We start from the raw sequence: 26,720 nt of genomic DNA on the forward strand, positions 1-26,720 counted from the left end.
TCCGGGGCTGGGGGTTTGTCCTCAAGCGCCGGACGGGCTTGTTCTTGGCTGGTCGCCGCTGATCAGTTGCGGCCCGTTCCGGCCGAGGTCTTGTCCTCAAACGCCGGACGGGCTGGATTCTGCGCGGCGCGGGCTCGAACGCGTCGCACCACCACCTTCGACCCGCCGCCGTCCCGGTCCAGCGCGCCCGCCGTTACCGCGATGGCCAGGCCCGCCGCCGCCAGTGCCGCGCCGACCAGGGCCGGGGACGTCCAGCCCCAGCCCGCCGCGATCGCCGCGCCGCCGAGCCACGCGCCGCCCGCGTTGGCGAGGTTGAAGGCGGAGTGGTTGGAGGCGGAGGCGAGGGTCGGGGCGTCCTTAGCCTTGTTCATGACCAGCATCTGGAGCGGCGTGGTCGTCATGAAGCCCACCGCGCCCAGCAGTACCACCATCACCAGCGCCGCCCACTTCACGTGCGCGGCCAGCGGGAAGACGGCCAGGACGACGGCGAGGGCGCCCAGCGACCCGTACAGCGTGGGGCGCAGCGCGCGGTCCGTGAGCGGGCCCGCGGCGAGCGCGCCCAGGGTCATGCCGATGCCGAACAGTGCCAGGACCGGGGTCACCGCGGACTCGCCGAAGCCCATGGCCTTCGTGGTCATCGCCGAGAGGTAGGAGTAGACGGCGAACACGCCGGCGAAGCCGAAGACGGCGGTGAGGAGGCCGAGCAGGACCTGCCGGTTGCCCATCGCGCGGATCTCGTGGCGTACGTCCTGCCGGGCCTCGACGGGGATCTGCGGGACGAGGCGGGCGAGGGCGGCCATCGCGCAGACGCCGATGGCCGCGACGACCAGGAAGGTCGCCCGCCAGCCGAGGTGCTGGCCGAGCAGGGTGGCGGCGGGTACGCCGACGATGTTGGCGACGGTCAGGCCGAGGAACATCGTGGCGACGGCCCGGGCCCGGCGCCCCTCGGGTACGAGGCGGGAGGCGACGACGGCCCCGACGCCGAAGAACGCGCCGTGCGGCAGGCCGGCCAGCAGGCGGCCCGCGATCAGCCAGCCGAAGCCGGGGGCGAGCGCGGAGGCGAGGTTGCCGACGGTGAACAGGGCCATCAGCAGCAGGAGCATCCGCTTGCGCGGTATGCGGGAGCCGACGGCGGTGAGCAGCGGGGCGCCGAGCACCACGCCGATCGCGTACGCCGACACGAGGTAGCCGGCGGTGGGGACGGAGGTGCCGAGGTCGTCCGCGACGTTGGGCAGCAGGCCCATCATCACGAACTCGGTGGTGCCGATGCCGAAGGCGCTCACGGCCAGCGCGAGCAGGGCCAGGGGCATGAGGAGGGACCTTTCCGCTTCAGGGCCCCCGGCCGCAGCCCGGCGGGGCCCGGTCGGGGCCTGCGGGACGCGGAGGGGCGGGAGGGGCACGTGGTCGTACGCGCGCCCGCACGGTCCGCCGGTCGGCGGTGCGCACGGCGGCGGACCGGCCTCGTCGCCGGCGACCTTGTTCCCGTACGAAACAAAGTCTCTCAGACATGTGGGGCGTCCAGGTGAACGCCCTGTTGCGTCAGAGTTGGACGCGGGCGGCGATCGGAAGGTGGTCGCTGCCGGTGGCGGGGAGCGTCCAGGACGACATCGGCTCGACGCCCTTGACCATGATCTGGTCGATCCGGGCCATCGGGAACTTCGCGGGCCAGCTGAACCCGAAGCCGTCGCCCGCGGCGCCCTGGGTGGAGCGCATCTGGGAGGTGACCGCGTTGAGCGCGCGGTCGTTCATCGTCCCGTTGAGGTCGCCGAGCAGGGCGATCCGGGCGAGCCGTTCGTGGGAGATGGCCTTGCCGAGGGCGTCGGCGCTCTGGTCGCGCTGGTTGGCGGTGAAGCCTGCGTGCAGCTTCACCCGTACGGACGGCAGGTGCGCCACGTACACCGCGAGCGGGCCCTCGGGCGTGGCGACGGTGGTCCGCATGGCGCGGACCCAGCCCATCTTGAGGTCCACCGGCCGGGTGTCGCTGAGCGGGTACTTGCTCCACAGGCCGACGGTGCCCTGGACGGAGTGGTAGCGGAAGCGGCCGGCGAGGGCCTTCTCGTACGCCGCGACCTTGCCGGCGGGCAGTTCCTGGAGGGCGACGACGTCCGCGCCGGAGCCCGCGACCTGGTCGGCGGTGGCGGCGGGGTCCGGGTTGTCCGCGTTGACGTTGTGCGTCGCGACCGTGAGATCGCCGCCGCTGCCGGACTTGTCGGTGAACAGGCCGCCGAACATGTTGAGCCAGACCACGACCGGCAGCAGCAGCGCCACCAGCGCGGTCCCCGAGCGGCGCACCAGGCCGAGGACGAGCAGCACCGGGAAGAACACGCCGATCCAGGGCAGGAACGTCTCGGTGAGGCTGCCCAGGTTGCCGATGGTGTTCGGGATCTGGGCGTGGAAGGCCATCACGAAGGTCAGCAGCAGGGAGCAGCAGGCCAGGACGATCCCGCGCCGCCAGGTGCCCCGGTCCCTCAGGCGCCGGGCGAGTCTGTCGCGCAGGTCCCGGAAGCGTGAGCCGGAGCGCTGCGGTCCCACGCCGTTTCCGGTGTCCGCCCTGTACGCCTGCACCATCGCGCTGTCCTCACTGCCTTGCCGTGTACATCGCCGCGCCCACGACCCTAGGGGATGCGGGACGCCTTTCACGCCGCCCGGGGGCGGTCGCACTGCCACGAGGACGTGGCGGGCGGCTCCGGCAGTTCCGGCGGGACGGGGAAACGCGGTGGTCTGTGACGAAACGATCACACTCGTCCGTGCCCGGCGCGTCAGCTCCGGCCCGCGTCTCCGCCTCCTGGACGCGCGACGGGCCGCCGGGGCGCGAGGCCCTCGATCGCGAGCGCGATGATGCGGTCGGCGAGGTCCTCGGGCAGCGGCGCGTCGGGGCGGTGGATGGTGCGTACGAGCATGGGGCCGAGGAAGAGGTCGTCCATCAGCTCCACGTCCGTGTCGTCGCGCAGCTCGCCCGCCTCGACGGCGCGGCGTACGGCGGCGACCATCGCGAGGCGGCGGGGGGCGATCACGGTGCACTGGTACTCGTGCCAGAGCTTGGGGTGGCTCTTCATCTGCGCGAACACGTTGTGCAGCAGTACGGAGGAGCGCTGGGCGAGGCCGCGGGTGCGCATCGACTCCAGCAGGACGCGCAGGTCGCGCAGGCCGCCGGTGCCGGAGACCTCCGGTTCCGGGGGTTCGATGGCGCGCAGCACGTCGACGAAGAGCTCCTCCTTGCCGGCCCAGCGCCGGTAGATGGTGGCCTTGCCGACGCCGGCGGTGCGGGCGATGCGCTCGATGGAGAGGGCGGCGAGGGGTTCGCCGGCCTCCAGCAGCTCCACGACGGCGTCCAGGATGGCCCGCTCGGCGGCGGCGCTGCGCGGGCGTCCCCGGCGCGGCTCGTGGTCCTCGCCGGGTTCCGGGGCACCCTCCGGGGGGACGGGAACCTCGCCGGACCGCTCGTCCGGTGCCTGAGCCTGCACGTGAAACCACCTTTCGCCGCCCCCGATTCTCGCCGACGCGCGAGGCGGCCGGCCCTCACGGGTGAACCGGGCCGCGCGGGGCGGTCCGGTTCACCCGGAGGGGTCAGCCGTACGCGGCCGGTGTCATCGGCCGGCGCCCGCCTTCGCGGGGCTCTCCTCGCCGCGTACGGGCTGCTGACCGGCCGGTTCGCGGCCCGGCAGCCACAGGGCGACCACGATCGTGCCGATCAGGGCGACGGCGGCCGAGCCGTAGGCCGTCACGTGCATGGCGTTCATGAACGCGTCGTTCGCGGCGCCGACCAGCGGGGCGCCCTTGGGGCCCAGCTTCTCGGCGACGGCGAGAGTCGCCTCGATGGACTCCCCCGCCGCGTCCCGGGCCCCGGCGGGCAGCGCGCCGAGGTGGTCCTCGATGTCACCCCGGTAGACGGTGGACAGCACCGAGCCGAGCACGGCGATCCCGAGCGCGCCGCCGACCTGGCGGAACGTGTTGTTGACGGCCGAGCCGGAGCCCGCCTTCTCGCGCGGCAGGGCCTGCATCACGGCGACGGTGACCGGCGGCATGACGTGGGCCATGCCGGTGCCCTGGACGAAGAAGACCACGCACATGACCCAGACCGGCGTGTCGGCGTCGAACAGCGCGAACGCGGCCAGGCCGAGCGCGACGGCCAGCATGCCGGCGGTGCAGACGGCCCGGGCGCCGAAGCGGGCGACGACGATCCGGGCGCGGGGCGCGAAGAGCATCTGGGCCACGGCCAGCGGCAGGATCAGCAGCCCGGACTGCAGGGCGCTGTAGCCGCGCACGCTCTGCATGTAGAAGGCGGAGAAGAAGGTGACGCCCATCAGCGCGAAGAAGACGAGCGCGATGGCGGCGACGGCGGCGGAGAACGCGGGCTTCTTGAAGTACGAGACGTCGATCGCCGGGCTGGCGCTGCGCTTCTCGTGGAGGACGAAGAGCACCAGGACGGCGAGGCCGCCGATGACCGGGAGGAGGACCGTGACGTCGGTGAAGTCGGCGAGCTCGCCGCCGCGGATGATGCCGTACACCAGCAGCACCAGGCCGATGATGGAGAGCACCACGCCGAGCGGGTCGAGCCGGCCCGGCTTCGGGTCCTTCGAGTCCGGCACCAGCCACACCATGGCGGCCAGGGCGACGATCACGACGGGAACGTTGACCAGGAAGATCGAGCCCCACCAGAAGTGTTCGAGGAGCAGGCCGCCGGTGATGGGGCCGATCGCGATGCCGAGGCCGACGCTGCCGGCCCAGATGCCGATGGCCTTGGGCTGCTCGTCGCGCTCGAAGACGTTCATCAGGACGGCCAGCGTGGCCGGCATGACGAAGGCGGCGCCGAAGCCCATCAGGGCGCGCCAGGTGATGAGTTCGCCGGGCGAGCCGGACATGGCGGCGAGGGCGGAGCCGATGCCGAAGAGGGTGATGCCGAAGAGCAGGACCTTCTTGCGGCCCAGGCGGTCGCCCAGCAGGCCGGCGGTGAAGAGGAGGCCGGCGAAGACGAGCGTGTAGGAGTTGATCGCCCACTCCAGCTCGCTCTGGGTGGCGCCGATGCCGGTGGGCGAGGGTGAGGCGATCGTCTTGACGGCGACGTTCAGGATCGAGTTGTCCAGCACCACGATGAGGAGGCTGAACATCAGGACCACGAGAATCGCCCAGCGGCGGCGGTGGACCGCCTCCGGTATCTGGGACACGGCGGGAGCGCCGGACGGTGTGGACATGAGGAGCAGCCTAAGGCATTCCGATACGAGACCGTCTCGTATTGTAAAGTCTTTACCGACGGCCGGGCCGCGCGTCCCACTTCCCGCGACCGGCCCCGGGATGCCACCATGGAAGCGGTCCGGGGACGCCGTCAGGGCGCCTCGAGATGACGAAGGAGCCACCTGCCATGTCGCTTCAGGCTGCGCAGAACCAGTCCGCCACCCCCGCGGGCAACCCCTCCGACAGCAGCAAGGCGCTGTACGGGGGCAAGAGCAACCGCCGGGTCACCGTCCACGACATCGCCGCCGCCACCGCGCGCGGCGAGAAGTGGCCCATGCTCACCGCCTACGACGCGATGACCGCGTCCGTCTTCGACGAGGCCGGCATCCCGGTCATGCTCGTCGGCGACTCCATGGGCAACTGCCACCTCGGCTACGAGACCACCGTGCCCGTCACGATGGACGAGATCGCCATCCTGTCCGCCGCCGTCGTCCGGGGCACCAAGCGGGCCCTGATCGTCGCGGACCTGCCCTTCGGGGCGTACCAGGAGAGCCCGGTCCAGGCCCTGCGCAACGCCACCCGGCTCATCAAGGAGTCCGGTGTCGGCGCCGTCAAGCTGGAGGGCGGCGAGCGCAGCCACGAGCAGATCAAGCTGCTGGTCGACGCCGGCATCCCGGTCATGGCCCACATCGGCCTGACCCCGCAGTCCGTCAACGCGATGGGCTACCGGGTCCAGGGCCGCGGCGAGGAGGCCGCCCAGCAGATGCTGCGCGACGCCAAGGCCGTGCAGGACGCGGGCGCGTTCGCCGTCGTCCTGGAACTCGTACCGGCCGAGCTGGCCGCCGAGGTCACCCGCACCCTGCACATCCCGACCATCGGGATCGGCGCCGGCCCGGACACCGACGCGCAGGTGCTGGTCTACACCGACATGGTCGGGCTGACCGGCGGCAAGGTGCCGCGCTTCACCAAGCAGTACGCCGACCTGCGGCAGATCCTCGGCGACGCCGCGAAGGCGTACGCGGAAGAGGTCGTCGGCGGCACCTTCCCGGCCCCGGAGCACACCTTCCACTGAGGCCCCGCGAAGACCCGGGGGCGCGTTCCCCGACGACCACCACCGGCACGAACGACAGCCCGCCGACTCCCCCATCGGTGGGCTGTCGGCCGTTGTCGGCGGCTGTAGGCAGGCTGTCGGCCCGCTGTAGGCGGACTGTCGGTGGGGGCTGGTCCACTGGTCGGCATGACGCGAATCGACAAGAACCCCCGAAACGGCGGGACCGGCGGGAACGCCGTAGAGGTGCGGGGACTGGTCAAGCACTACGGCGAGACCAAGGCGCTGGACGGCGTGGACCTCGATGTGCGCGAGGGCACCGTCCTCGGCGTGCTCGGCCCCAACGGCGCCGGCAAGACCACACTCGTACGCTGCCTCTCCACGCTCATCACGCCCGACGCCGGGACCGCGGTCGTCGCCGGCTTCGACGTGGTGAAGCAGCCCCGCGCGCTGCGCCGCACCATCGGCCTGACCGGCCAGTACGCCTCCGTCGACGAGAAGCTCTCCGGCTGGGAGAACCTCTACATGATCGGGCGGCTGCTCGACCTGCCCCGCAAGAAGGCGCGGTCGCGGGCCGACGAGCTGCTGGAGCGCTTCTCGCTCACGGACGCGGCGAAGAAGGCCGCGATGGAGTACTCCGGCGGGATGCGCCGCCGGCTCGACCTGGCCGCCTCCATGATCGGCAGCCCGGCCGTCCTCTACCTCGACGAGCCGACGACGGGGCTCGACCCCCGTACCCGCAACGAGGTCTGGGACGAGGTGCAGCGCATGGTCGCGGAGGGGGCGACCGTGCTCCTCACCACCCAGTACATGGAAGAGGCCGAACAGCTGGCCAACGAGCTGACCGTCATCGACAAGGGCCGGATCATCGCCCGCGGCGGTGTGAACGAGCTGAAGGCCAAGGTCGGCGGCCGCACCCTGCAGATCCGCCCCTCGGACCCGGCAGAGCTGGCCCCCATGGCGCAGGCGCTGCGGGAGACCGGTCTCGACGGTGTCGCGGGCGCGCAGGCGGTCCCCGACGAGGGCCTGCTCTACGTACCGATCCTCAGCGACGAGCAGCTCACCGCCGTCATCGGCCTGCTCGGCACCCGGGGCTTCTCGCTGGCTCACGTCGCCACCGCGCTGCCCAGCCTGGACGAGGTGTTCCTCGCCATCACCGGCGACAAGGCCACCGTCACCGACACGACTCCCGAGGAGGTCGCGGCATGAGCACGACGACTCTGACGCCCACCCCCACCGACACGCCCGTCTCCGCGCCGGCCACGAAGCTCCACGACGAGGGCGGCATCGGACTGCGGAACAACCTGCGCCACATCGGGGCCCTGGTCCGGCGCAATCTGCTCCAGATCAAGAAGGATCCGGAGTCGATGTTCGACGCGCTGCTGATGCCCGTCATCTTCGTGCTGCTGTTCGTCTACGTCTTCGGCGGCTCGGTCGGCGGCAGCATGGGCGGCGGCCGGCAGGAGTACCTGAACTACCTGATCCCCGGCCTGATGGCGATGATGGGCATGAACATCGCCATGGCCGTCGGCAGCGGTGTCAACGACGACTTCCGCAAGGGGGTCATGGACCGCTTCCGTACGATGCCGATCGCGCGCTCCTCGGTGCTCGTCGCCAAGATCGTGGTCGAGCTCGGCCGGATGATGGTCGCCACGCTCATCCTGCTGGGCATGGGCTTCGCCCTCGGCATGGAGCTCCACGGGTCCGTGCTCGGACTGATCGGGGCGATCGGCCTGTCGGCCGCGTTCGGCGCCGCCATCATGTGGATCTTCATCCTGCTCGGCCTGGCCATGAAGACGTCCCAGGCGGTTCAGGGAATGGGGATGCTGGTCATGATGCCGCTCCAGTTCGGCTCCTCGATCTTCGCCCCGCCCACGACGATGCCGGGCTGGCTGCAGGCGTTCACCGACTACAACCCGCTGTCGAACCTGGCGGACGCCGCGCGCGGTCTCATGATGGGCACCTCGCTCGGCCACTCCGTGTGGCTGACGCTCGGCTGGGCCGTGGTCATCACGGCGGCCGTGGCCCCGCTCGCGGTATCCAAGTTCCGCAAGAAGTCCTGACCACCTACGGGTTGCGATCCGATTGCGCGTCCGCGAGGGCGGCGGCCTCCTCCAGGGAGAGGCCGCCGCCCTCGGCGTATGCGGCCTCGTAGCCGGCGTCGCCCAGCCGGCCGCGCACCAGCGCCTCGGCGCGGGCGAAGTTCTCGCGCTCCATCGCGTTCATGAAGTGGCCCTCCGGCAGGTGGGCCCGGCCGGCCCCCAGCAGCCGCGCCGCGTCGGCGGACCGCTCCTGCCCGCCGAGCCCGGCGAGCGCCCAGGCCAGGATGACCAGGTTGATCACCGCCATCTGCGGCGCGACCATCTGCGTCAGCGGGTCCTGCATCCCCTTCAGCGCCCCCCGGCCCCGCTCCAGCCCCCGGGCGTAATCGCCGTCCAGATTGTCCAGCCAGGCCAGGCCGCCGAGGACGAACCCCTCGAAGACCGCCATGGTCTCCGACCGGAACTCCTCGTGCAGCAGCGTGAACTGCTCGCGCGCCTCTTCGGTGCGGCCGTCCCGGCCCAGCCACATCGCCATGAACAGCCGCGCCGCCGGCCGCGCCTCGTGCCCGGTCTGGCGCTCGTCGCCCAGCACCTCGCGCATCATCGCCTCGCCCTCGGCGCCCCGGCCCAGCTCGGTGAGCACGGAGGCGTAGCGGATGCGCAGTACGGAGACCTGGGCGAGGGCGCCCAGCTTCTCGGCCGAGCGGATCGCGGCCTGGTAGTCCTCGGCCGCCCGCGCGTAGGAGCCCTGCTTCTCGTTGGCCTCGCCGCGCGAGGAGAGCGCCTCGGCCATGCCCCACTCGTCGCCGAGCCGGGTGAAGATCGCCAGGCTCTCGTCGGCGTCCGTGTGGGCCTCGCCGGCCCAGTCGGGGCGGTTGGCCAGCACGTTGGCCCGCATCTGGAGGGCTGCGGCGAGCTCCCACTCGTAACCGAACTCGCGGGAGCCGCGCACGGTCTCGTCGAGCAGGTGCCGCAGGTCGGAGACGCCGCCGGTCAGCATCACGGCGAAGAACCAGAGGGAGGCGGGGCTGCGGCAGGTCTGCGGCTGGCCGGCCCGGTAGGTGGCGACGATCGCCCGCAGCCGGGCCATGCTCTCCTCGTTCGTCCACTCGTCCATCGCGTGGTCCATGTTGACCAGCTGGACGAGGCCCACCTGCCGCCGCGCCTCCTCCAGCAGCTCCGGCCGCATGGGCGGGGGTGCGTCGGTGCAGCGCTCGTGGAGAGAGGGCGCGGGGCGTACGGGCATGGCGAACGGGTCGGGGCCGAGGGCCGCGGCCATGTCCGCCCAGTGCAGGGCGTCGCCGCGCAGGTTGCGGATCTGCCAGTACCAGGAGAGCGACAGCACCATGCACAGCGCCTCCTGCTCGTCGCGGGCGGCGACGGCGTGGCGCAGGGCGGTGCGCAGGTTCTCGTACTCGCGCTGGAGGATCCGGATGGCGGCGAGCTGTCCCGAGCGGCGCAGCAGGGGATCGGTCGTACGGGCCAGCTCGCGGAAGAACACCTGGTGCCGGCGTTCGACGGCGTCCCGCTCCCCCGACTCCTCCAGCCGTTCCGCCGCGTACTCGCCGACGGTCTCCAGGAGCCGGTAGCGCATCTGGCCGTCCTCCGCGGGGGCGGCCACGACGAGGGACTTGTCGACGAGGGAGCCCAGCAGGCGGGCGGCGTCGCCCGCCCCGCCGGTCCCGTCGGCGCAGACGGCCTCGGCGGCCTCCAGGGTGCAGCCGCCGGCGAAGACGGAGAGCCGGCGCAGGGTGACGCGCTCGTCGTCGTCCAGCAGCTCCCAGGACCAGTCGACGACGGCCCGCAGGGTCTGCTGGCGCGGCAGCACGGTCCGGCTGCCGCTGGTCAGCAGGCGGAAGCGGTCGTCGAGCCGGTCCGCGATCTGCTGCGGGGTGAGCATGCGCAGCCGGGCGGCGGCGAGTTCGATGGCGAGCGGCAGGCCGTCCAGGCGGCGGCAGATCTCGGCGGCGGCCGCCGCCGTCGCCTCGTCCGCGTCGACCCGGAAACCGGGCCGGGCGGCGGCGCCGCGCTCGGCGAGCAGGCGCAGCGCGGTCGGGTCCGGCAGCGGGTCGACCGGCCGGACCGCCTCGCCCGGCACGCCGAGGGGTTCCCGGCTGGTCGCGAGGACGGTGAGCCGGGGGCAGCGGGCCAGCAGGTGGTCGGCGAGGGCGGCGGCGGCCTCGATGACGTGCTCGCAGTTGTCCAGCAGGAGCAGCATGCGGCGCCGCGAGCAGTACTCGGTCAGCCGGGCCATCGACTCACCGGCGGCGCGCTCGTCGCCGGAGGCCCGCTCGGCGGCCCGGAACTCCCCGGAACCGGCCCCGCTGAGCACCGTCTCGCGTGCCCCCAGCGCGGCGAGCACCGCCTCCGGCACGGTCTCGGGGTCGTCGACGGGGGCCAGCTCGGCGAGCCAGATGCCGTCGGGCCAGGTGCCGGGGTCGACGGTGTCCGCGACCTCCTGCGAGAGCCGGGTCTTGCCGGCTCCGCCGGGCCCGAGCAGGGTGACGAGCCTTCCCTGCGCGAGGTCGCCGCGCAGGGCCGCCATCTCGCACTCCCGGCCGACGAAGCTGGTGAGCCGGGCGCGGAGGTTGCCCAGGGGGGCGGATTCCTTCACGGGGGCCGAGGGCTTCTGCCGAAGCAGCTCCGCGTACAGGGTGGTCAGCTCGGGGCCCGGGTCGGTGCCGAGGCGGTCGGCGATGAGGGTGCGGACCTCCTCGTACGCGGCCAGGGCCTGGGCGGTGCGCCCGGCGTCGCGCAGGGCGCGCAGGCGCAGCGCCTGGAGGGGTTCGTCGAGGGGGTGCTCGCCGCAGAGCGCGGTCAGTTCCGGCAGCACCTCGGCGGCCCGGCCGAGCCGGAGCGCGGCGGCGAGCCTGTCCCGGCGGGCGTCGAGCCGGCGGGCCGTCCAGCGGGCGGCGGCGGTGTGCCGGTCGGGGAGGTCGGCGAGGGCGGGGCCCCGCCAGAGGGCGAGTGCGTCGTCCAGGAGGTCCATGGCGCGGGCCGGGTCGCCGTCCGCGAGGGCCCGCGCGCCTTCGCCGGCGAGCCGCTCGAAGCGGAAGAGGTCGACGGCCTCCGGTTCGGCGGTCAGCCGGTAGCCGCTCTCCGCCGAGGCGACGGCCTCGTGCCCGATGGCCCGCCGCAGCCGTCCGACCAGCGCCTGGAGCGCGCCGGCCGCGTCGGCGGGCGGTTCGCCGTCCCACACCTCGTCGACGAGCACGCCGACCGGGACCGTCCGGCCGGGCCGCAGCGCGAGCACGGTGAGCAGCGCGCGCAGCCGCGCCCCGCCGACGGAGTGGGCCGTGCCGTCGTCGCGGAGTGCCTGGGTGGTGCCGAGGATGCCGTAGCGCACGCGCCCATTCTCCGTGACCCCCGCCGCCGTCCGCACAGCCGCCCCGCCCCTGCTCGTCATGGGCCCACCCTTTCCGGTGCCGGGGCGGGAAGCGAACCGTTTCCGCCGTGTCGCCGTCAGTCCCCCGGCGCCGCGGGCTCCGCCGCCTCGACCGCGTACCCGGGCACGGACGGCCAGCGGACGGTGAGCACCACGGACTCCTCCTCCGCGACCCAGGAGTGATCGACGCCGACGCCCCACACCACGTAGTCGCCCTGCTCCTCCAGCAGCACGCTGCGCCCGGGCAGCTCCACCCGGAACCGCCCGCTGATGAGCACGAGCAACGCGGTCCGGCTCTCCCCCCGCACCCACCGCACCCGCTCGTCGCCCACGGGGTGGACGCCCCACTTGATCTCGACGTCCTCGCTGTACCGCGGATCCCCCGCGTCCTTGAAGTGCCCGAGGATCCACCCGCGGTCGAGCGCGGCGTCCTTGCCGGCGTTGCCCACGTACACGTTGTCGTTCACGTGGGGACGCTAGCCTCGCGCTTTCATGAAGCGGGGTGTCCGGCAGGCGGGCAGGAAAGCAGAAAGTGCCTCTGACCAGCAAGAATGAGGATTGTCGAGGTCCTTGTTCCTGCCACCGCCGGAGGCACTTCCCAGGTGAAGCACTCTATCGGGTCCTATCCCCGTGTCCGCGTCCAGGACGGCGGTCGCCAGGTCGTCTCCCAGGCCGGGTCGGTCCTGCTCGTGGAAACGGTCCGCAAGACCGGTCTTGACCAGGCCATATCGGCAGCTCTGGCGCCGTGGCGCAAGCCGCGGGCCGTCCACGATCCCGGCAAGGTCCTCCTGGACGTGGCCTTGGCGGTCGCACTGGGCGGGGACTGCCTCGCGGACGTCGCATTGCTGCGGTGCGAGCCGGCCGTTTTCGGTCCGGTCGCCTCCGACCCGACCGTCTCCCGCCTGATCGGCACCCTCGCCGCCTCCGACGAGAAGGCGTTGCAGGCGATCCGGTCCGCACGCTCCGAAGTCCGTCACCGTGTCTGGTCGTTGGCCGGTGAGAACGCCCCGGACACCGACGGCCAGGTCGTCGTCGACCTTGACGGTGTCCTCGTGGTCGCGCATTCCGACAAACAGGACGCGGCCGCGACCTGGAAGAAGACCTACGGCCATCACCCTTTGACGGCCTTCGTGGACCACGGACCGGGAGGAACCGGTGAGCCCGTGGCCGCCCTCCTCAGGCCGGGGAACGCGGGCTCCAACACAGCAGCCGACCACATCACCACCGCCCAGCTCGCCCTGGCCCAGCTGCCCAAGCGCTACCGGCGAGGGCGGCAGACGCTGATCCGCACGGACTCCGCGGGCGGCACTCACGACTTCGTGTCCTGGCTCGCCCGGCGAGGGCGATGGCTGTCCTACTCGGTCGGCATGACGGTCACCGAGCAGGTCCACGAGCACGTGCTGAAGGTCCCCGCCTCGGCCTGGACGGCGGCCGTCGAGACCAATGGTGAGGTCCGTGACGGGGCCTGGGTCGCCGAGCTCACCGGCAAGCTGCTGGACGGCTGGCCGAAGGGGATGCGGCTGATCGTCCGAAGAGAACGGCCGCACCCCGGTGCCCAGTTGAGGATCACGGACGCGGACGGCATGCGGATCACGTGCTTCGCGACCAACACCGCCGGCCGGCCGATCGCCGAACTCGAGCTCCGTCACCGGCTGCGGGCCCGGGCAGAGGACAGGATCCGGGCCGCCCGGGCCACCGGCCTGCGCAACCTGCCCCTGCACACCACAGCCCAGAACAAGGTCTGGATCGAGATCGTCCAGATTGCTCTCGACCTGCTGGCCTGGATGCCCATGCTCGCCCTCACCGGAACAGCCCGGCTCTGGGAGCCCCGCCGTCTGCGGTTCCGCCTGTTCTCCGCGGCCGGACAACTCGTCACCACCGGCCGCCGGCGGATCCTCCGCCTGGCCCGGCACTGGCCCTGGACCGGCCACATCACCGCCGCCCTCGAACGGCTCGCACTCCTGCCGAACCCCGGCTGACCAGCGAACTCACCCGTCCCCACGACAGCCCTTCACCAACCGGAGCAGTGGAACCCGGCGCCACCCCGAGACGACACTCGGGCCCTCAGCCTGCCCACCCTCAGCTCACAGCACAAAAACGGGCCACCGACTCCGTCGGCAGCCCGTCAAGAAAGATCGAGGCTAGGCGGATATACATTAGCGGCGACCGATCATTTGAGCGGACCATGGAAATCGAGGCTTCAATCGACCATCACGTCGCCCAGCTACTGCCGGGCGGCACCTACAGCTCAGACGTCCTCCGGGCAAGAGGCAACCAGGCGCTCGCCGAACTGCGCCAAGAGCTCGCGCACTTGCAGTGCCTCGGAGCGGGTGGACCGGATCGATGGGAGTACGCCGAACTTGGCATGACCTTCGCCGACCGGTGGCGGAACATGGACACAGCCAGCATCTCGAACGACCTACTACAGGCAGGTATCACGGTCGAATGCCACCCTCAGAATGCGGGCGGGCACATCCTCCGCCTGCCCGAAGACCTCAGGCAACGGTTCGCCGCAACGGTTGGCCAACTTCGCCCCGAGACCACTGCGGTCTCCTCCCTCACCGCCCCTGCTGAGAAGACAACTTCCACAGCTATCCTCGGCCCATGATCACTGGTACCACCCCGGCGGGGCATCGCGTCAGCCCAATCTTCCTGGGTATCGTCGCCGTCACTTCCGTCTCAGGCTGGGCGGTGTGGGCAGGGTTCGCCGAGCAACCCGGCTTCGCGGTCTTCCTCTTCGTCACCGCGGCGTGGATCGCCTCGCTCTGTCTCCACGAGTACGCGCACGCGCGCACAGCCCTGCACAGCGGCGACATCACTGTCGGAGCGAAGGGGTACTTGACACTCAATCCATTCGCTTACACCCATGCCCTGCTCAGCATCGTGCTGCCGGTGCTGTTCGTGATCATGGGCGGGATCGGGCTGCCCGGTGGTGCGGTGTTCATCGAGCGGGGCCGGATCCGCGGGCGGTGGCGGCACAGCCTGATCTCGGCGGCCGGGCCGCTGACCAACGTGCTGTTCGCGGTGGTGTGCACCGCGCCGTTCTGGCTGGACGCGCTGGACGGGGTGCCCCCCGCCTTCCGTAACGCGCTGGCCTTCCTGGCGCTGCTCCAGGTGACGGCGGCCATCCTGAACTTCCTGCCCGTGCCGGGCCTCGACGGCTACGGGGTCATCGAGCCCTGGCTGTCGCACTCGGCCCGGCGGGCGGTCGAGCCGTTCGCCCCGTTCGGCCTGATCGCGGTCTTCGCCCTGCTGTGGGTGCCGGAGCTGAACCGGGCCTTCTTCGACGCGGTCTACGCGATCCTGAGGGGCCTGGGCGTGCACGGGTTCTGGACGGACTGCGGCCTGGACGCGTACCGGTTCTGGCAGGGGGCGAACCCGGTGTGCGAGGTGGCCGGTTAGGGCCCTTCCTTTGGATCAGGCCGGATCAGGGAGCGGGCTCCGGTGCCGAGCATCGCAAGGCGGAGGATTGAATCAACGCGGAGCGTTGGTGATTGACGACAACGCCGCGAGGCACGGCACCGGAGCCCGCGAGCCCGGCATGATCCAAAGGAAAGGCCCTAGGCGCTGCGGTCGGCCGTCGCGGCGCGGCGGCGGCGGACGTAGTACCAGGCCATGTTCGAGGAGAGGCCGACCAGGAGGACCCAGACGATGCCGATGAGCACGCTGCCCTGGACGAAGGACGTCACGGCCGCGGCGAGCGCGAGGACGCAGACGACGAGGGCGTAGAGGGCGAGGCGGGGCATGGGGGTGGCTCCTGTCGGGGGGATGGACGGTCCCTTCCAGTCTCCCCCATGCCCCCGGCCGCCCGAAGGAGGGTGGGTCCGGCTCACACGTCCGTGGTGCGGAGTCCGGCGTGGGCCTTGTAGCGGCGGTTGACGGAGATCAGGTTGGCGACCAGGGACTCGACCTGGTGGGCGTTGCGCAGGCGGCCCGCGAAGATGCCGCGCATGCCGGCGATGCGGCCGGCCAGGGCCTGGACGATGTCCGTGTCGGCACGGGCCTCGCCGAGCACCAGGACGTCGGTGTCGATCTCGTCGATCGTCTCGTCCTGGAGCAGTACGGCGGAGAGGTGGTGGAAGGCGGCCGTGACGCGGGAGTCCGGCAGCAGGGCGGAGGCCTGCTCGGCGGCGCTGCCCTCCTCGGGCTTCAGGGCGTAGGCGCCCTTCTTGTCGAAGCCGAGCGGGTTGACGCAGTCGACGACGATCTTCCCGGCCAGCTCCTCGCGGAGCGACTCCAGGGTCTTGGCGTGGCCGTCCCACGGCACCGCGACGATCACGACGTCGCTCTCCCGCGCGCAGGTCGCGTTGTCCGCGCCGCGGACGCCGTTGCCCAGCTCCCCGGCCGCCGCCTCCGCGCGGTCCGCGGCGCGGGAGCCGATGATCACCTGCTGGCCCGCGCGGGCGAAGCGGTACGCGAGACCGCGGCCCTGCGGTCCCGTGCCGCCGAGCACGCCGACGGTCAGGCCGGACACGTCCGGCAGGTCCCAGGGGTCCTTGGCGGGGGGCTTGGGCGCGCTGCCGCTGTCATTCGTAGTCATGGCCCCGACACTACTGCCAGGGCCGGGACGGATCCCGGGGGCCCGCGCCGCCACCCGTACGGATGGCTGTCCGGCCTTTCGCCGGTGCCGGGGCCCCCGCATGGTGCAGGATGCCGGGCCATGGATGCCGTACGTGTGGCGCTGCTGCGTGAAGTGCTCGCCAGGACCCAGTGGCCCGCCGCCGCCCGGCGGTTCGCCGGTGCGCTCCGCTCCTCCGTGGTCCCGCACGGCGGGGGGCTGCTGCTGGTGGGGACCGAGGTGTACGAGCCCTGGCACCTGGCGGCCCATCTGGTCGACGAGTCCACCTGGTCCGGGCTGCCCGAGCTCCGCCCCACCCTGGTGCGCCACCGGGTGGAGCCCGGCGACCCGGCGCACCTCGCGGTCGGCCTCGGCCGGATCGAGGCGGCCGGGCGGGGCGAGACGCTGCTCGTGGTGACGCCGGAGCGCCCCGGCGAGGGGCTCCTGGAGCGGGTCCACGACGCGCGGCGGGCCGGGGCGACGGTCCTCTCGCTGGACAACGGCGACCCGCAGGTGCGCGGGCTCGCCCATGAGGCGCTGTCCGTGACGGACGGGGACGACGTGGACCTGGACACCGTCCAGCACCTGGTCAGCGCCGCCGCCGGGGAGAACGGCGCGCCCGTCCCCCGCACCGGGCGCCGCACGTTCCGCGACCGGCTGTCCCGGCTCGCGGACCAGCTGACGGCTCCCCCGCCACCCCGCTGGTGAGGGGGCCCGGGCTCCGGGAAACCCGCTTGCATACTCCACGTATCACGACAGACCATGTCTCCTCGTGACCTCTCGCACCTCCCTCGCCGCCAGGCTGGCCGCACTGCTTCCCGATCTCTCGCCCTGGCGTTCGTCGGCCGACTTCCGGCTGCTGTGGGTGCAGGGGATCGTCACCTACTTCGGCAGCTTCATGGCGCTGATCGCGCTGCCGCTCCAGATCAAGGACCTCACGGGCTCGCCCCTCGCCGTCGGCGCGATGGGTGCGGTGGAGCTGGTGCCGCTCGTCATATGCGGCCTGTACGGGGGCGCCCTCGCCGACGCCGCCGACCGACGGAAGATCATCCTGCTCACCGAGGCCGGGCTGGGGCTGCTCGCGGTGATCCTGCTGGTGAACGCGGCCCTGCCCGACCCGATGCTGTGGCCGCTGTACGTCGTGGCGGGCGGGGTCTCCGCGCTCGCCGGGCTCCAGCGGCCCGCGCTGGACTCGCTGATGGCCCGGATCGTGCCGCACGACCAGCTGCCGGCCGCCGCCGCGCTGAACTCGCTGCGCTGGCAGGCCGGGGCGATCATGGGCCCGTCGCTGGCCGGCCTGGTGGTCGCCTACGCCGGGCACGCCACCGCCTACGCGATCACCGTCGTCACCTTCGCCGTCTCGGTGCTGATGTGCCGCAGGCTCGCCCCCGCGCCGCCCGTCGAGAAGGGGCAGAAGCCGTCGCTGCGCGGCATCGTGGAGGGCGCCCGCTACGCCTGGAGCAGGCCCGTGCTGCTCGGCACGTACGCGATCGACATGGCCGCGATGTTCTTCGCGTTCCCCAACACCATCTTCCCGTTCCTCGCGGACGAGCTGGACGCCGACTGGTCGCTGGGCCTGATGTACGCGGCGGGCTCGGTCGGCTCGCTGGTGCTCGGTCTGACCAGCGGCTGGACCTCGCGGGTGCGCCGGCACGGGCTGTTCGTCGTGTTCGGTGCAGCCGTCTGGGGGCTCTCGATCGCGGCGGCCGGCTGGTTCGGCAACGTGTGGCTGGTGCTGGTCTGCCTCGGGTTCGCCGGGGCGGGCGACATGCTCAGCGGGCTCGGCCGGTCGACCATCTGGAACCAGACGATCCCGGAGGAGCTGCGCGGCCGCCTCGCGGGCATCGAGGTGCTCTCGTACAGCGTCGGACCGCAGCTCGGCCAGGTCAGGGCCGGTGGCATGGCCGGGTGGACCGGGACCAGGCCCGCGATCTGGACCGGCGGCGTGGCCTGCGTCGCCTCGGTGGCGCTGCTGGCGGCGGCGCTCCCGAAGCTCCTCACGTACGACTCGGCAACGGACGAGGACGCGCTGCGCAGGCGCGCCCGGCACGCGGACGGGGTGGACGTGGAGGCGGCGGCCTGAGGCATGGGCGTGCGGCCGTGACCGGCCGCACGCCCGGCCGCCCCGGCGGCCCCGCCCCGCGTCCGAAGGCCCCGCGACCCCGTCAGCCCGCCGTGCCGTCCTCGTCCTGGCCCTTGCGGTCGTGCCACTTGGGGTCGGTGTCCCAGTCCAGGTTCCGCTCCTGGGCGGTCTCCATCGCGTGCTGCGCCTCCTGCCGGGAGGCGTACGGGCCGAAGCGGTCCTTCGCCGGGCACTCGGGGCCTTCCTCGACCTTCTTGTGCTCCAGGCAGTAGAACCACTCGCCCGGCTTGCCGACCGTGCGCTTCTTGAACAGGGCCATCATCGGTTCCTTTCCTCTGTGCCATGGTGCCCCGGACGCGCTGGTTAGACTCGCAGGCATGTCTGGCCAGTCGCTGCTCGTACCAGGGGAGATCACTCCCGTCCGTTCCGTGCCCGGAAACATCCGGCGCCCCGAGTATGTGGGCAAGCCGGCTCCGACGCCGTACACCGGGCCGGAGGTGCAGGACGCCGACACCGTCGAGCGCATGCGCGTCGCGGGACGGATCGCCGCGCAGGCGATGGCCGAGGCCGCCAAGCTCATCGCCCCGGGTGTCACGACGGACGAACTCGACCGCGTCGCCCACGAGTTCATGTGCGACCACGGGGCCTACCCCTCGACGCTGGGCTACCGCGGCTTCCCCAAGTCGCTGTGCACCTCGCTCAACGAGGTGATCTGCCACGGCATCCCGGACTCCACCGTGCTGCGCGACGGCGACATCGTGAACCTCGACGTGACCGCGTACATCAACGGGGTGCACGGCGACAACAACGCGACGTACCTCTGCGGTGACGTCGACGAGGAGTCGCGGCTGCTCGTCGAGCGCACCGAGGAGTCGCTGCGGCGCGCGGTCAAGGCCGTGAAGCCGGGCCGGCAGATCAACGTGATCGGGCGGGTCATCGAGTCGTACGCGAAGCGCTTCGGGTACGGCGTGGTCCGGGACTTCACCGGCCACGGGATCAACTCCTCGTTCCACTCCGGGCTCATCGTGCCGCACTACGACAGCCCGCACGCCACCACCGTGATGAAGCCCGGCATGACGTTCACCATCGAGCCGATGCTGACGCTCGGCAGCCACGACTACGACATGTGGGACGACGGCTGGACCGTGGTGACGAAGGACCGTAAGCGCACCGCGCAGTTCGAGCACACGCTCGTCGTGACGGAGACCGGCGCGGACATCCTCACGCTGCCGTAGCGGGTATGAGCACCTCCTGGCACCACTGGCGGAAGCCGGTGGGGGCCGGGGCGGTCAGGGCTTCCCACTCGGGCTCGTAGATGCCGTCGTCCTGGGCGGCGGCCATGTCGAGCAGGCCCTGGGCCCAGGCGTCGTGCATCCCGTACCGCGTCAGCGTCGCCTTGTACTCCTCGCCGTCGGGCCGCTCGAAGCGGACCGGGCGCTCCAGGACCTCGGACAGGACCTGGGCCATCCCGACGGGCGTCAGGGAGTCCGGGCCGATCAGCGGGACCGTCTCCTGGCCCGACCAGGAACCGTCGGCGAGGAGGCGGGCGGCCACCGCGGCGATGTCGCGGGTGGCCACGAGCGGCAGTGCGCGGTCCGGGGCGACCGGCACGGACAGCACGCCGTCCGTCCTGAGCGCGTCGGCCTGGTGGAGCAGGTTCTCCATGAAGAACGGCATCGCCAGGGCGCGGTAGCCGGCCCCGGTGCTCTCGATCAGCTCGTCCATCGCGAACGCGGCCGACAGCTGCCCCGCGTGTGCCCCGTACCCGCGGCCCAGGCTGCTGACGCCGACGACTCGGCGCACGCCCCGCTTCCGCACGGCTTCGCAGGCCGGGCGGGTGAAGCCGAGGTAGTGCTCCCGGATGTCGTCGGCGCGGGGGTTCGGCGGGACCAGCCACAGGACGCTGTCGGTCCCCTCGAACGCTTCGCTCAGCACCCGCGGGTCGCTGTGGGAGCCCTGGACCACCTCGACGCGCTCGCGCGCCTCCGGGGCGATCCTCGCGGGGTCGCGGGCGATCACCCGCACCTTCTCGCCGCCGTCGAGCAGCGCGTCGAGCACCTGGTGGCCGATCCGGCCGGTGGGGGCGGTAACGACGATCACGGGAACCTCCGAAGCAGGCATGGCTGTGGATGCGGACACGGCGCGTCGACCGGGCGTCGGCCACTCACCGTTTCCACCGTTAACGATGCCACGCTAACATCGATAGCGCAAACCGCTAACATAATTCCGTTATCATCGGAAACCATGGAGACCGAGCGCCCCGCCCCCGCCGAGAGCAACCGTCAACGGATCATCGCCGCCGCCACCCGGCTGCTCGCGGAGGAAGGGCGCGAGGCGGTCTCGACCAGAGCCGTCAGTGCCGCGGCCGGCGTCCAGGCGCCCGCCATCTACCGGCTCTTCGGCGACAAGCAGGGCCTGCTCGACGCCGTCGCCGCCCACGGCTTCGCGAGCCACATCGACGAGAAGGCCACGCTGGAACTCACCGGCGACCCGGTGGAGGACCTGCGCAGGGGCTGGAACTTCAACACGGAGTTCGGCCTGGCCAACCCGGCTCTGTACACGCTGATGTACGCCCAGCCCAGCCCCGGCACCCCCTCCCCCGCCGCCACCGCCGCACTGGAGATCCTCGCCGCACACGTCCACCGGATCGCCGAGGCCGGACGCCTGCGGATCGACGAGGCGCGCGCCACCCACCTGGTTCACGCAGTGGGCGGCGGCACCACCCTCTCGCTCATCGCCACCCCCGAGGACCGCCGGGACATGAGCGTGTCCCACCTGGCCAGGGAAGCCGTCATCACCGCGATCACCACCGAGGCACCCGCCTCCCCACCCCCCGGCCCGGCCGCGGCGGCCGTGGCCCTGCATGCCCTCCTCCCCCGGACCGGCGCGCTGACGGCGGGCGAGCGCGCCCTGCTCACCGAACTGCTCGACCGCATCTCGGCCGACCCCGACGAAGCCGCCTGACCGGGTGCACGGCCACCGGACCGCAAACCACCGGAGCGCATGCCCGCAGTTACCGACAGGACGTCGGCAAGGAGTTGCCCCAGCCGCCTGAGCCCGCGTTATCCGTGGTGGGCCAGAACCACCCTGCCGCCGATCTCCACCGTCCCGTCCGGTGCGGGAGCCGTGAGGATCTGGGAGCCGCGGCCCTGTGTGATGTTGAGCGCGCGCCCGAGGTGCGCGCTCAGCAGCAGCGCCGCGGCCCCCGTCGCTTCGTCCTCCGCGATGCCCCCGGTGCAAGCCCCGGCTCCACCGGAGCGGCTGACGCCGCGCTCATCGAACCGGCGCGGGAACGCCCGCGCACGTACGCGCCCCGCCGCCTCCTCCTCCCACGCCCAGGCGTAGAGCCAGCCCTCGCCGGGCGGCGGCGCCGGGAGCGCGTCGACCTCGGCGGCCGAGGCGTACTGCTGGAGGGTGCGCGGCGGCGCCCACTCGGGGCGGGCGGTGATCCAGCTGAACTCGCCGTCCTGGCGGGCGAACACGTCGCCCACGCCCAGCTCCAGGATCTCCAGGTCGAGCAGCCAGGCGGCGCCGACGACGGGGTGTCCGGCGAACGGCAGCCGGAGCCCCGGGGTGTAGATGTCGAGCTGCCCGCGCTCGGGGTCGTCGACGAACACGGTCTCGCTGAAGCCGAGTTCGCCGGCGAGTTCCTGCCGGTCCGCGCGGTCGGGGAGGCGGCGCCCGTCGCGTACGACCCCGAGGGCGTTGCCGTGCCGGCCGTCCGGGCCGCAGAACACGCGCAAGACGTCGATGCCGGCGGGTACGTCGTAGTCGCTCACGTCCGCATTCAAGCACCGCCCGGGCAACCGCCCCGTGAGAGGGCCGGTATCCGGGTGGCGGTGTCGTCCGGTGGGCGCAGCGACCTGCTCGGCGACCGGCAGCCGGCCGAGGTGTTCCCGCACCCCCGGTCCGGGGTACCGCTCGTGGTCCCGGACCGCACGACTTGACCTGTGCATTACCTGTGCGGGGTTCGTTCATGGGTCGGCCGTGATCGCCCCGTATCCGGCCGCGCGCAGTGAGAGCTGAATCACTGCACGGGCGGGTATCGCACTGGTAAGCCTCAGCTAAGTTAGGTCCGCCTCACCCGCCTTTGTCCGTCCCCTTTCCTTTCTCTTTCATCCCATGTGGAGCCTCCATGCGAGCCGTTCGTCTCTCCGTCGTCACCGCTGTCGCCACCGCGGCCGCTCTGACCGCCGTCACGGGCTGCGCCGAGAAGAGCGACGGCAAGGGCGAGGGGGCCGTCGAGGTCGTCGCCAAGGACGACTCCTGCGAGGTCTCCAAGACGAAGCTGCCGGCCGGGCACATCGAGCTGGCCGTGCAGAACAAGGGCTCCAAGGTCACCGAGGTCTACGTCCTCTTCCCGGACGACCGCATCGTCGCCGAGCGCGAGAACATCGGCCCCGGCACCAAGGCGACCATCACGGCCGAGATCAAGGCCGGTTCGTACGAGATCGCCTGCAAGCCCGGCATGAAGGGCCACGGCATCCGGCAGAAGATCGAGGTCAGCGGCGGCAAGGCGGCCAAGCGCAGCCCCGAGATGGACAAGGCCGTCGCCGCGTACCGCACCTACGTGCAGGCGCAGGCCGACGAGACGCTGCCGAAGGTCAAGGTCTTCACGGACGCCGTCGCCGCCGGTGACATCGAGGCCGCGAAGAAGGCGTACGCCGACTCGCGCATCGGCTGGGAGCGCACCGAGCCGGTCGCCGAGTCCTTCGGCGACATCGACCCGAAGGTCGACGTGCGGGCGGACGGCCTGGAGGACGGCCAGAAGTGGACCGGCTGGCACCGCCTGGAGAAGGCGCTGTGGCAGGACAAGAAGCTGGGCGCCGAGGAGAAGGCGCTCGCGCCGACCCTGTACAAGGACCTGGCCGACTGGCAGAAGCGGGTCGGTACCGCCGACATCACCCCGACCTCGATGGCCAACGGCGCCAAGGAGCTCCTCGACGAGGTCGCCACCGGCAAGGTCACCGGTGAGGAGGAGCGGTACAGCCACACCGACCTGGTCGACTTCAAGGCCAACGTCGAGGGCGCCGAGCAGTCGTACAAGCTGCTGAAGCCGATCGCGCAGAAGAACGACTCCGCGCTCACCGCCACCCTGGACAAGCGGTTCGCCGAGCTGAACAAGCTGCTCGAGAAGTACCGCAAGGACACCTCCTCGTACGAGTTCACCTCCTACGACAAGGTCGGCAAGGCGGACCGCAAGGAGCTGTCGGACGCGGTCAACGCGCTGGCCGAGCCGCTGTCCAAGCTCGCCGCCGCGGTGACGAAGTAACCGGCCGGGAAGAGGATCCGGGCATGAACGAGGACACCCGCGAGGCACCCGGCGACGGCAACGCCCCGTCGCGGCGTGCGCTGCTGGGCTGGGGCGGTGCCGGGCTCGCGCTCGGCGCCGCGGCGGCCGGTGTCGGCGTCGCCGCGGCCCGCTCCGGCGACGACGGCCCGGCCGCGGCCGCGGACAGCGGCGCGGCGGTGCCGTTCCACGGCGCGCACCAGGCCGGTATCGCCACCGCCGTCCAGGACCGGCTGCACTTCGCCGCGTTCGACGTGACGACGAAGGACCGGGCCGAACTGGTCGCGCTGCTCAAGGAGTGGACCCGGGCCGCCGAGCGGATGACCGCCGGCCACGCGGTCGGCGACGGCGCCTACGGGGGCCTCGCCGAGGCGCCGCCGGACGACACGGGCGAGGCGCTGGGCCTCAAGCCGTCCCGGCTGACGCTGACGATCGGCTTCGGGCCCTCGCTGTTCGCCAAGGGCCGCTTCGGCCTGGAGGACCGGCGGCCCGGTGCGCTCGTCGACCTGCCGAAGTTCCCCGGGGACAACCTCGACAAGGCCCGCAGCGGCGGCGACCTGTGCGTCCAGGCGTGCGCGGACGACCCGCAGGTGGCCGTGCACGCCATCCGCAACCTCGCCAGGATCGGCATGGGCCGCACCGCGATCCGCTGGTCCCAGCTCGGCTTCGGCAAGACGTCGTCGACCACGCCGGACGCCCAGACGCCGCGCAACATGCTCGGCTTCAAGGACGGCACCCGGAACATCTCCGGCACCGACACCGCCGCCCTCGGCAAGCACGTGTGGGCCGGGGACGGGGACGGGCCGGAGTGGATGACCGGCGGCTCGTACCTGGTGGCCCGGCGCATCCGGATGCACATCGAGACCTGGGACCGCACCTCGCTCCAGGAGCAGGAGGACGTCTTCGGCCGCGACAAGGGCGAGGGCGCTCCGGTCGGCAAGTCCAAGGAGCGCGACGAGCCGTTCCTGAAGGCGATGCTGCCGACCGCGCATGTGCGCCTCGCCCACCCGGACAGCAACGACGGGGCGACGATCCTGCGCCGGGGCTACTCCTTCACGGACGGCACCGACGGGCTCGGCCGGCTCGACGCGGGGCTGTTCTTCCTCGCCTACCAGCGCGACACCCGCAAGGCGTTCATCCCCCTGCAGCGGCGCCTGGCGGCACACGACGCACTCAACGAGTACATCCAGCACGTGGGTTCGGCGCACTTCGCCGTCCCGCCGGGCGTCCGCGACAAGGACGACTGGTGGGGCCGGGCGCTGTTCTCGTAACGGGACTCGAAGCGGAAAGGGAACCGACACGTGTTCAGCAACTTCCTGATCGGGCTGCGTGAGGGCCTGGAGGCCAGCCTGGTCGTCTGCATCCTCATCGCGTACCTGGTGAAGACCGGCAACCGCGGCAGGCTGCTGCCGATCTGGATCGGTGTGTCCATCGCGGTCGTCGTCAGCCTCGGCTTCGGCGCCGGGCTCGAATTCGGCTCGCAGGAGATGACGTTCAAGGCGCAGGAGGCGCTCGGCGGTTCGCTGTCGATCGTCTCGGTGGGCCTGGTGACGTGGATGGTCTTCTGGATGCGGCGGACCGCCCGCCACCTCAAGGCGGAGCTGCACGGCAAGCTCGACGCGGCGCTCGCCATGGGCACCGGCGCGCTCGTCGCCACCGCGCTCCTCGCGGTCGGCCGGGAGGGCCTGGAGACCTCGCTGTTCGTGTGGCGTGCGGTGCACGCGGCGGACGACGGCTGGCACCCGATGATCGGCGCTGTCCTCGGCATCGCCACGGCGGTGGTGCTGGGCTGGCTGTTCTACCGGGGCGCGCTGAAGATCAACCTGGCGAAGTTCTTCACCTGGACCGGCGGAATGCTGGTGGTCGTCGCCGCCGGTGTGCTGGCGTACGGGGTGCACGACCTCCAGGAGGCGGAGTTCCTCGGCGGCCTGCAGAACCGGGCGTTCGACATCAGCTCCACGATCCCGCCGGACAGCTGGTACGGCACCCTGCTGAAGGGCACCTTCAACTTCCAGCCGGACCCCACCGTCCTCCAACTCACCGTCTGGGCCCTGTATCTGGTCCCGGCCCTCGCGCTGTTCCTGTCCCCGGTAGGGTTCGGACGGTCAGTGGCGGCGGATCAGAAGGCGCGGAAAGCAACGGATGAGAAGTCTGAAGCCGGTGCGGCCGGTGACGGGACTCGCGGTGGCGACGGTGCTGGGCCTGGCGGCGAGCGGGTGCGTGACGGTGCACGGGGAGCGGGAAGTCGTACCGGCGGCGACGAAGTCTGAGGCCGCCGCGGCGCTGAAGGCCTTCACCGCCGCGTACAACGCCGCCGACAAGGCGTACGATCCGGCGTTGGACGCGGACGTGGTGACGGGCTCGCTCGGCGCCATCAACCAGGCGGGGCTCAGGGCCCGGCACCGGATCGAGCCCACCGGCAACGCCCGGCACCAGCCGCTGGAGCTGGCCGACGCCCGCTTCGTCATCCCGAAGAAGGCCGGCTGGCCGCGCTGGTTCGTCGCCGACACGGACTCCAACCGCGACCAGGACCAGGGCAAGCAGGACACCCGCTGGCTGCTCGCGTTCGTCAAGTCGGGCCCGGACGCGGGCTGGAAGGCCGCCTATCTGTCGGTCGTCGCCCCCGACCAGGTGCCCGCCCTCGCGAAGGACGGCGACGGAGGGGCGGAGCCGGTCGCGGCGGACGGCCCCGGCCTGGTGGTGGCCCCGCAGGACCTCGGCTCGCGGTACACGCGGTACCTGCAGAAGGGCGCGCCGGACGTCTTCGCGCCCGGGGCGGCGACCTCCCAGTGGCGCGAGGCGCGGCTGAACACCCGGCGGGCCGGGTTCTCGTACCAGTACATCGACCAGCCGCTGGACGACGGGGCGTACGCCCCGCTCGCGCTGGCCACCGAGGACGGCGGGGCGCTGGTCTTCTTCAGCAGCCGGCACTACGAGCGGCAGACCGCCGCACAGGGGCTGCACCCGACGGTCGACCCGGATGTGGAGGCGCTGCTGACCGGCGAGGTGAAGAGCACGCTGACCAAGGAGCGGGTCTCCAGCCAGCTGGTGTACGTGCCGAAGAAGGGCGTCGGCACGGAGCGGGTGGCCGTGCTCAACCGGCTGCCGGGCCTGACGTCGGCGAAGGGCTCGTAGACCGGCT

General features: G+C 72.1%; 25 protein-coding genes. 14 read left to right on the forward strand and 11 right to left on the reverse strand.

Annotated elements, in window-relative coordinates; genetic code table 11:
* Window positions 1–62: 62 nt before the first annotated feature.
* The 4 genes from OG242_RS07920 to OG242_RS07935 form a co-directional block, all read right to left on the reverse strand.
* Window positions 63–1,310, reverse strand: coding sequence for an MFS transporter (locus OG242_RS07920; RefSeq protein WP_405897462.1), 1,248 nt, complete (start codon window positions 1,308–1,310; stop codon window positions 63–65).
* A gap of 229 nt (window positions 1,311–1,539) precedes the next feature.
* Window positions 1,540–2,568: an endonuclease/exonuclease/phosphatase family protein gene (locus OG242_RS07925; RefSeq protein ID WP_405897463.1), complete on the reverse strand. Its 1,029-nt coding sequence runs from the start codon at window positions 2,566–2,568 to the stop codon at window positions 1,540–1,542.
* A 191-nt stretch (window positions 2,569–2,759) separates the two neighbouring features.
* A complete protein-coding gene (locus tag OG242_RS07930; RefSeq protein WP_405897464.1) occupies window positions 2,760–3,464 on the reverse strand; it encodes a TetR/AcrR family transcriptional regulator in 705 nt (234 codons plus the stop codon).
* A 123-nt stretch (window positions 3,465–3,587) separates the two neighbouring features.
* Window positions 3,588–5,192, reverse strand: a complete 1,605-nt coding sequence (locus tag OG242_RS07935) for a DHA2 family efflux MFS transporter permease subunit (RefSeq protein WP_405897465.1) — start codon at window positions 5,190–5,192, stop codon at window positions 3,588–3,590.
* A 167-nt stretch (window positions 5,193–5,359) separates the two neighbouring features.
* On the opposite strand from OG242_RS07935, the gene panB reads away from it, so the two are divergent.
* The 3 genes from panB (at window position 5,360) to OG242_RS07950 (ending at window position 8,283) form a co-directional block, all read left to right on the forward strand.
* The gene (gene panB, locus OG242_RS07940) at window positions 5,360–6,244 is read left to right on the forward strand and encodes a 3-methyl-2-oxobutanoate hydroxymethyltransferase (RefSeq protein WP_405897466.1); all 885 of its coding nucleotides are present in this window, start codon (window positions 5,360–5,362) and stop codon (window positions 6,242–6,244) included.
* A 165-nt stretch (window positions 6,245–6,409) separates the two neighbouring features.
* Window positions 6,410–7,429, forward strand: coding sequence for an ATP-binding cassette domain-containing protein (locus OG242_RS07945; RefSeq protein ID WP_405897467.1), 1,020 nt, complete (start codon window positions 6,410–6,412; stop codon window positions 7,427–7,429).
* Window positions 7,426–8,283, forward strand: coding sequence for an ABC transporter permease (locus OG242_RS07950; protein WP_405897468.1), 858 nt, complete (start codon window positions 7,426–7,428; stop codon window positions 8,281–8,283). The genes OG242_RS07945 and OG242_RS07950 overlap by 4 nt, the downstream gene beginning before the upstream one ends.
* Window positions 8,284–8,287: 4 nt before the next feature.
* On the opposite strand, the gene OG242_RS07955 is transcribed toward OG242_RS07950, so the two are convergent.
* Both OG242_RS07955 and OG242_RS07960 read right to left on the reverse strand, forming a co-directional pair.
* On the reverse strand, window positions 8,288–11,608 hold the full coding sequence (locus OG242_RS07955; protein ID WP_405897469.1) for a BTAD domain-containing putative transcriptional regulator: 3,321 nt from the start codon (window positions 11,606–11,608) through the stop codon (window positions 8,288–8,290).
* 116 nt (window positions 11,609–11,724) lie between these two features.
* On the reverse strand, window positions 11,725–12,114 hold the full coding sequence (locus OG242_RS07960) for a signal peptidase I (protein WP_405897470.1): 390 nt from the start codon (window positions 12,112–12,114) through the stop codon (window positions 11,725–11,727).
* A gap of 135 nt (window positions 12,115–12,249) precedes the next feature.
* Here OG242_RS07960 and OG242_RS07965 point away from each other — a divergent pair, with 135 nt between their 5' ends.
* The 3 genes from OG242_RS07965 (at window position 12,250) to OG242_RS07975 (ending at window position 15,049) form a co-directional block, all read left to right on the forward strand.
* Window positions 12,250–13,626 carry an IS1380 family transposase gene (locus tag OG242_RS07965; protein ID WP_405897471.1) on the forward strand — a complete coding sequence of 459 codons (1,377 nt, stop codon included), beginning with the start codon at window positions 12,250–12,252 and terminating at the stop codon, window positions 13,624–13,626.
* 206 nt (window positions 13,627–13,832) lie between these two features.
* The gene (locus tag OG242_RS07970) at window positions 13,833–14,255 is read left to right on the forward strand and encodes a hypothetical protein (protein ID WP_405897472.1); all 423 of its coding nucleotides are present in this window, start codon (window positions 13,833–13,835) and stop codon (window positions 14,253–14,255) included.
* Window positions 14,252–15,049: a site-2 protease family protein gene (locus OG242_RS07975; RefSeq protein WP_405897473.1), complete on the forward strand. Its 798-nt coding sequence runs from the start codon at window positions 14,252–14,254 to the stop codon at window positions 15,047–15,049. Before OG242_RS07970 ends, OG242_RS07975 begins: the two co-directional genes overlap by 4 nt.
* Before the next feature lie 158 nt (window positions 15,050–15,207).
* Here OG242_RS07975 and OG242_RS07980 read toward each other — a convergent pair whose 3' ends face one another.
* Both OG242_RS07980 and npdG read right to left on the reverse strand, forming a co-directional pair.
* Entirely contained in the window at window positions 15,208–15,393 is a 186-nt protein-coding gene (locus OG242_RS07980; RefSeq protein ID WP_405897474.1) for a hypothetical protein, read from the reverse strand.
* A gap of 83 nt (window positions 15,394–15,476) precedes the next feature.
* Window positions 15,477–16,187, reverse strand: a complete 711-nt coding sequence (npdG, locus tag OG242_RS07985; protein WP_405897475.1) for an NADPH-dependent F420 reductase — start codon at window positions 16,185–16,187, stop codon at window positions 15,477–15,479.
* 120 nt (window positions 16,188–16,307) lie between these two features.
* Between npdG and OG242_RS07990 the strand changes: the two genes are divergently transcribed.
* Both OG242_RS07990 and OG242_RS07995 read left to right on the forward strand, forming a co-directional pair.
* Complete coding sequence (locus OG242_RS07990; protein ID WP_093709072.1) at window positions 16,308–16,913, forward strand: hypothetical protein; 606 nt, start codon at window positions 16,308–16,310, stop codon at window positions 16,911–16,913.
* A gap of 64 nt (window positions 16,914–16,977) precedes the next feature.
* On the forward strand, window positions 16,978–18,288 hold the full coding sequence (locus OG242_RS07995) for an MFS transporter (RefSeq protein WP_330452126.1): 1,311 nt from the start codon (window positions 16,978–16,980) through the stop codon (window positions 18,286–18,288).
* Window positions 18,289–18,370: 82 nt separating this feature from the next.
* Here the strand turns inward: OG242_RS07995 and OG242_RS08000 are convergent, their stop codons facing one another.
* Window positions 18,371–18,607 (reverse strand): hypothetical protein, encoded by a 237-nt coding sequence (locus tag OG242_RS08000; protein ID WP_405901545.1) that lies wholly within the window; start codon window positions 18,605–18,607, stop codon window positions 18,371–18,373.
* Between the two features lie 58 nt (window positions 18,608–18,665).
* Between OG242_RS08000 and map the strand changes: the two genes are divergently transcribed.
* Window positions 18,666–19,523 (forward strand): type I methionyl aminopeptidase, encoded by an 858-nt coding sequence (map, locus tag OG242_RS08005; protein ID WP_405897476.1) that lies wholly within the window; start codon window positions 18,666–18,668, stop codon window positions 19,521–19,523.
* Here map and OG242_RS08010 read toward each other — a convergent pair.
* Window positions 19,510–20,388: an NAD(P)H-binding protein gene (locus tag OG242_RS08010; protein WP_405897477.1), complete on the reverse strand. Its 879-nt coding sequence runs from the start codon at window positions 20,386–20,388 to the stop codon at window positions 19,510–19,512. The genes map and OG242_RS08010 overlap by 14 nt on opposite strands.
* 144 nt (window positions 20,389–20,532) lie before the next feature.
* Here OG242_RS08010 and OG242_RS08015 point away from each other — a divergent pair, with 144 nt between their 5' ends.
* Entirely contained in the window at window positions 20,533–21,252 is a 720-nt protein-coding gene (locus OG242_RS08015) for a TetR/AcrR family transcriptional regulator (protein WP_405897478.1), read from the forward strand.
* A gap of 98 nt (window positions 21,253–21,350) precedes the next feature.
* Here OG242_RS08015 and OG242_RS08020 read toward each other — a convergent pair whose 3' ends face one another.
* Window positions 21,351–22,067: a PhzF family phenazine biosynthesis protein gene (locus tag OG242_RS08020; protein WP_405897479.1), complete on the reverse strand. Its 717-nt coding sequence runs from the start codon at window positions 22,065–22,067 to the stop codon at window positions 21,351–21,353.
* 356 nt (window positions 22,068–22,423) lie between these two features.
* Between OG242_RS08020 and efeO the strand changes: the two genes are divergently transcribed.
* From efeO to OG242_RS08040, 4 genes are read left to right on the forward strand one after another with little or no spacing between them, the layout of a single operon-like run.
* The gene (gene efeO, locus OG242_RS08025) at window positions 22,424–23,560 is read left to right on the forward strand and encodes an iron uptake system protein EfeO (RefSeq protein WP_405897480.1); all 1,137 of its coding nucleotides are present in this window, start codon (window positions 22,424–22,426) and stop codon (window positions 23,558–23,560) included.
* Window positions 23,561–23,583: 23 nt separating this feature from the next.
* On the forward strand, window positions 23,584–24,849 hold the full coding sequence (gene efeB / locus OG242_RS08030) for an iron uptake transporter deferrochelatase/peroxidase subunit (RefSeq protein ID WP_405897481.1): 1,266 nt from the start codon (window positions 23,584–23,586) through the stop codon (window positions 24,847–24,849).
* Window positions 24,850–24,879: 30 nt separating this feature from the next.
* Window positions 24,880–25,848 (forward strand): iron uptake transporter permease EfeU, encoded by a 969-nt coding sequence (gene efeU, locus OG242_RS08035; protein ID WP_405897482.1) that lies wholly within the window; start codon window positions 24,880–24,882, stop codon window positions 25,846–25,848.
* Window positions 25,799–26,713, forward strand: a complete 915-nt coding sequence (locus OG242_RS08040) for a hypothetical protein (protein ID WP_405901546.1) — start codon at window positions 25,799–25,801, stop codon at window positions 26,711–26,713. The genes efeU and OG242_RS08040 overlap by 50 nt, the downstream gene beginning before the upstream one ends.
* Window positions 26,714–26,720: the final 7 nt, after the last annotated feature.

This window comes from Streptomyces sp. NBC_00727, from assembly GCF_045161745.1.
Lineage (GTDB): Bacteria > Actinomycetota > Actinomycetes > Streptomycetales > Streptomycetaceae > Streptomyces.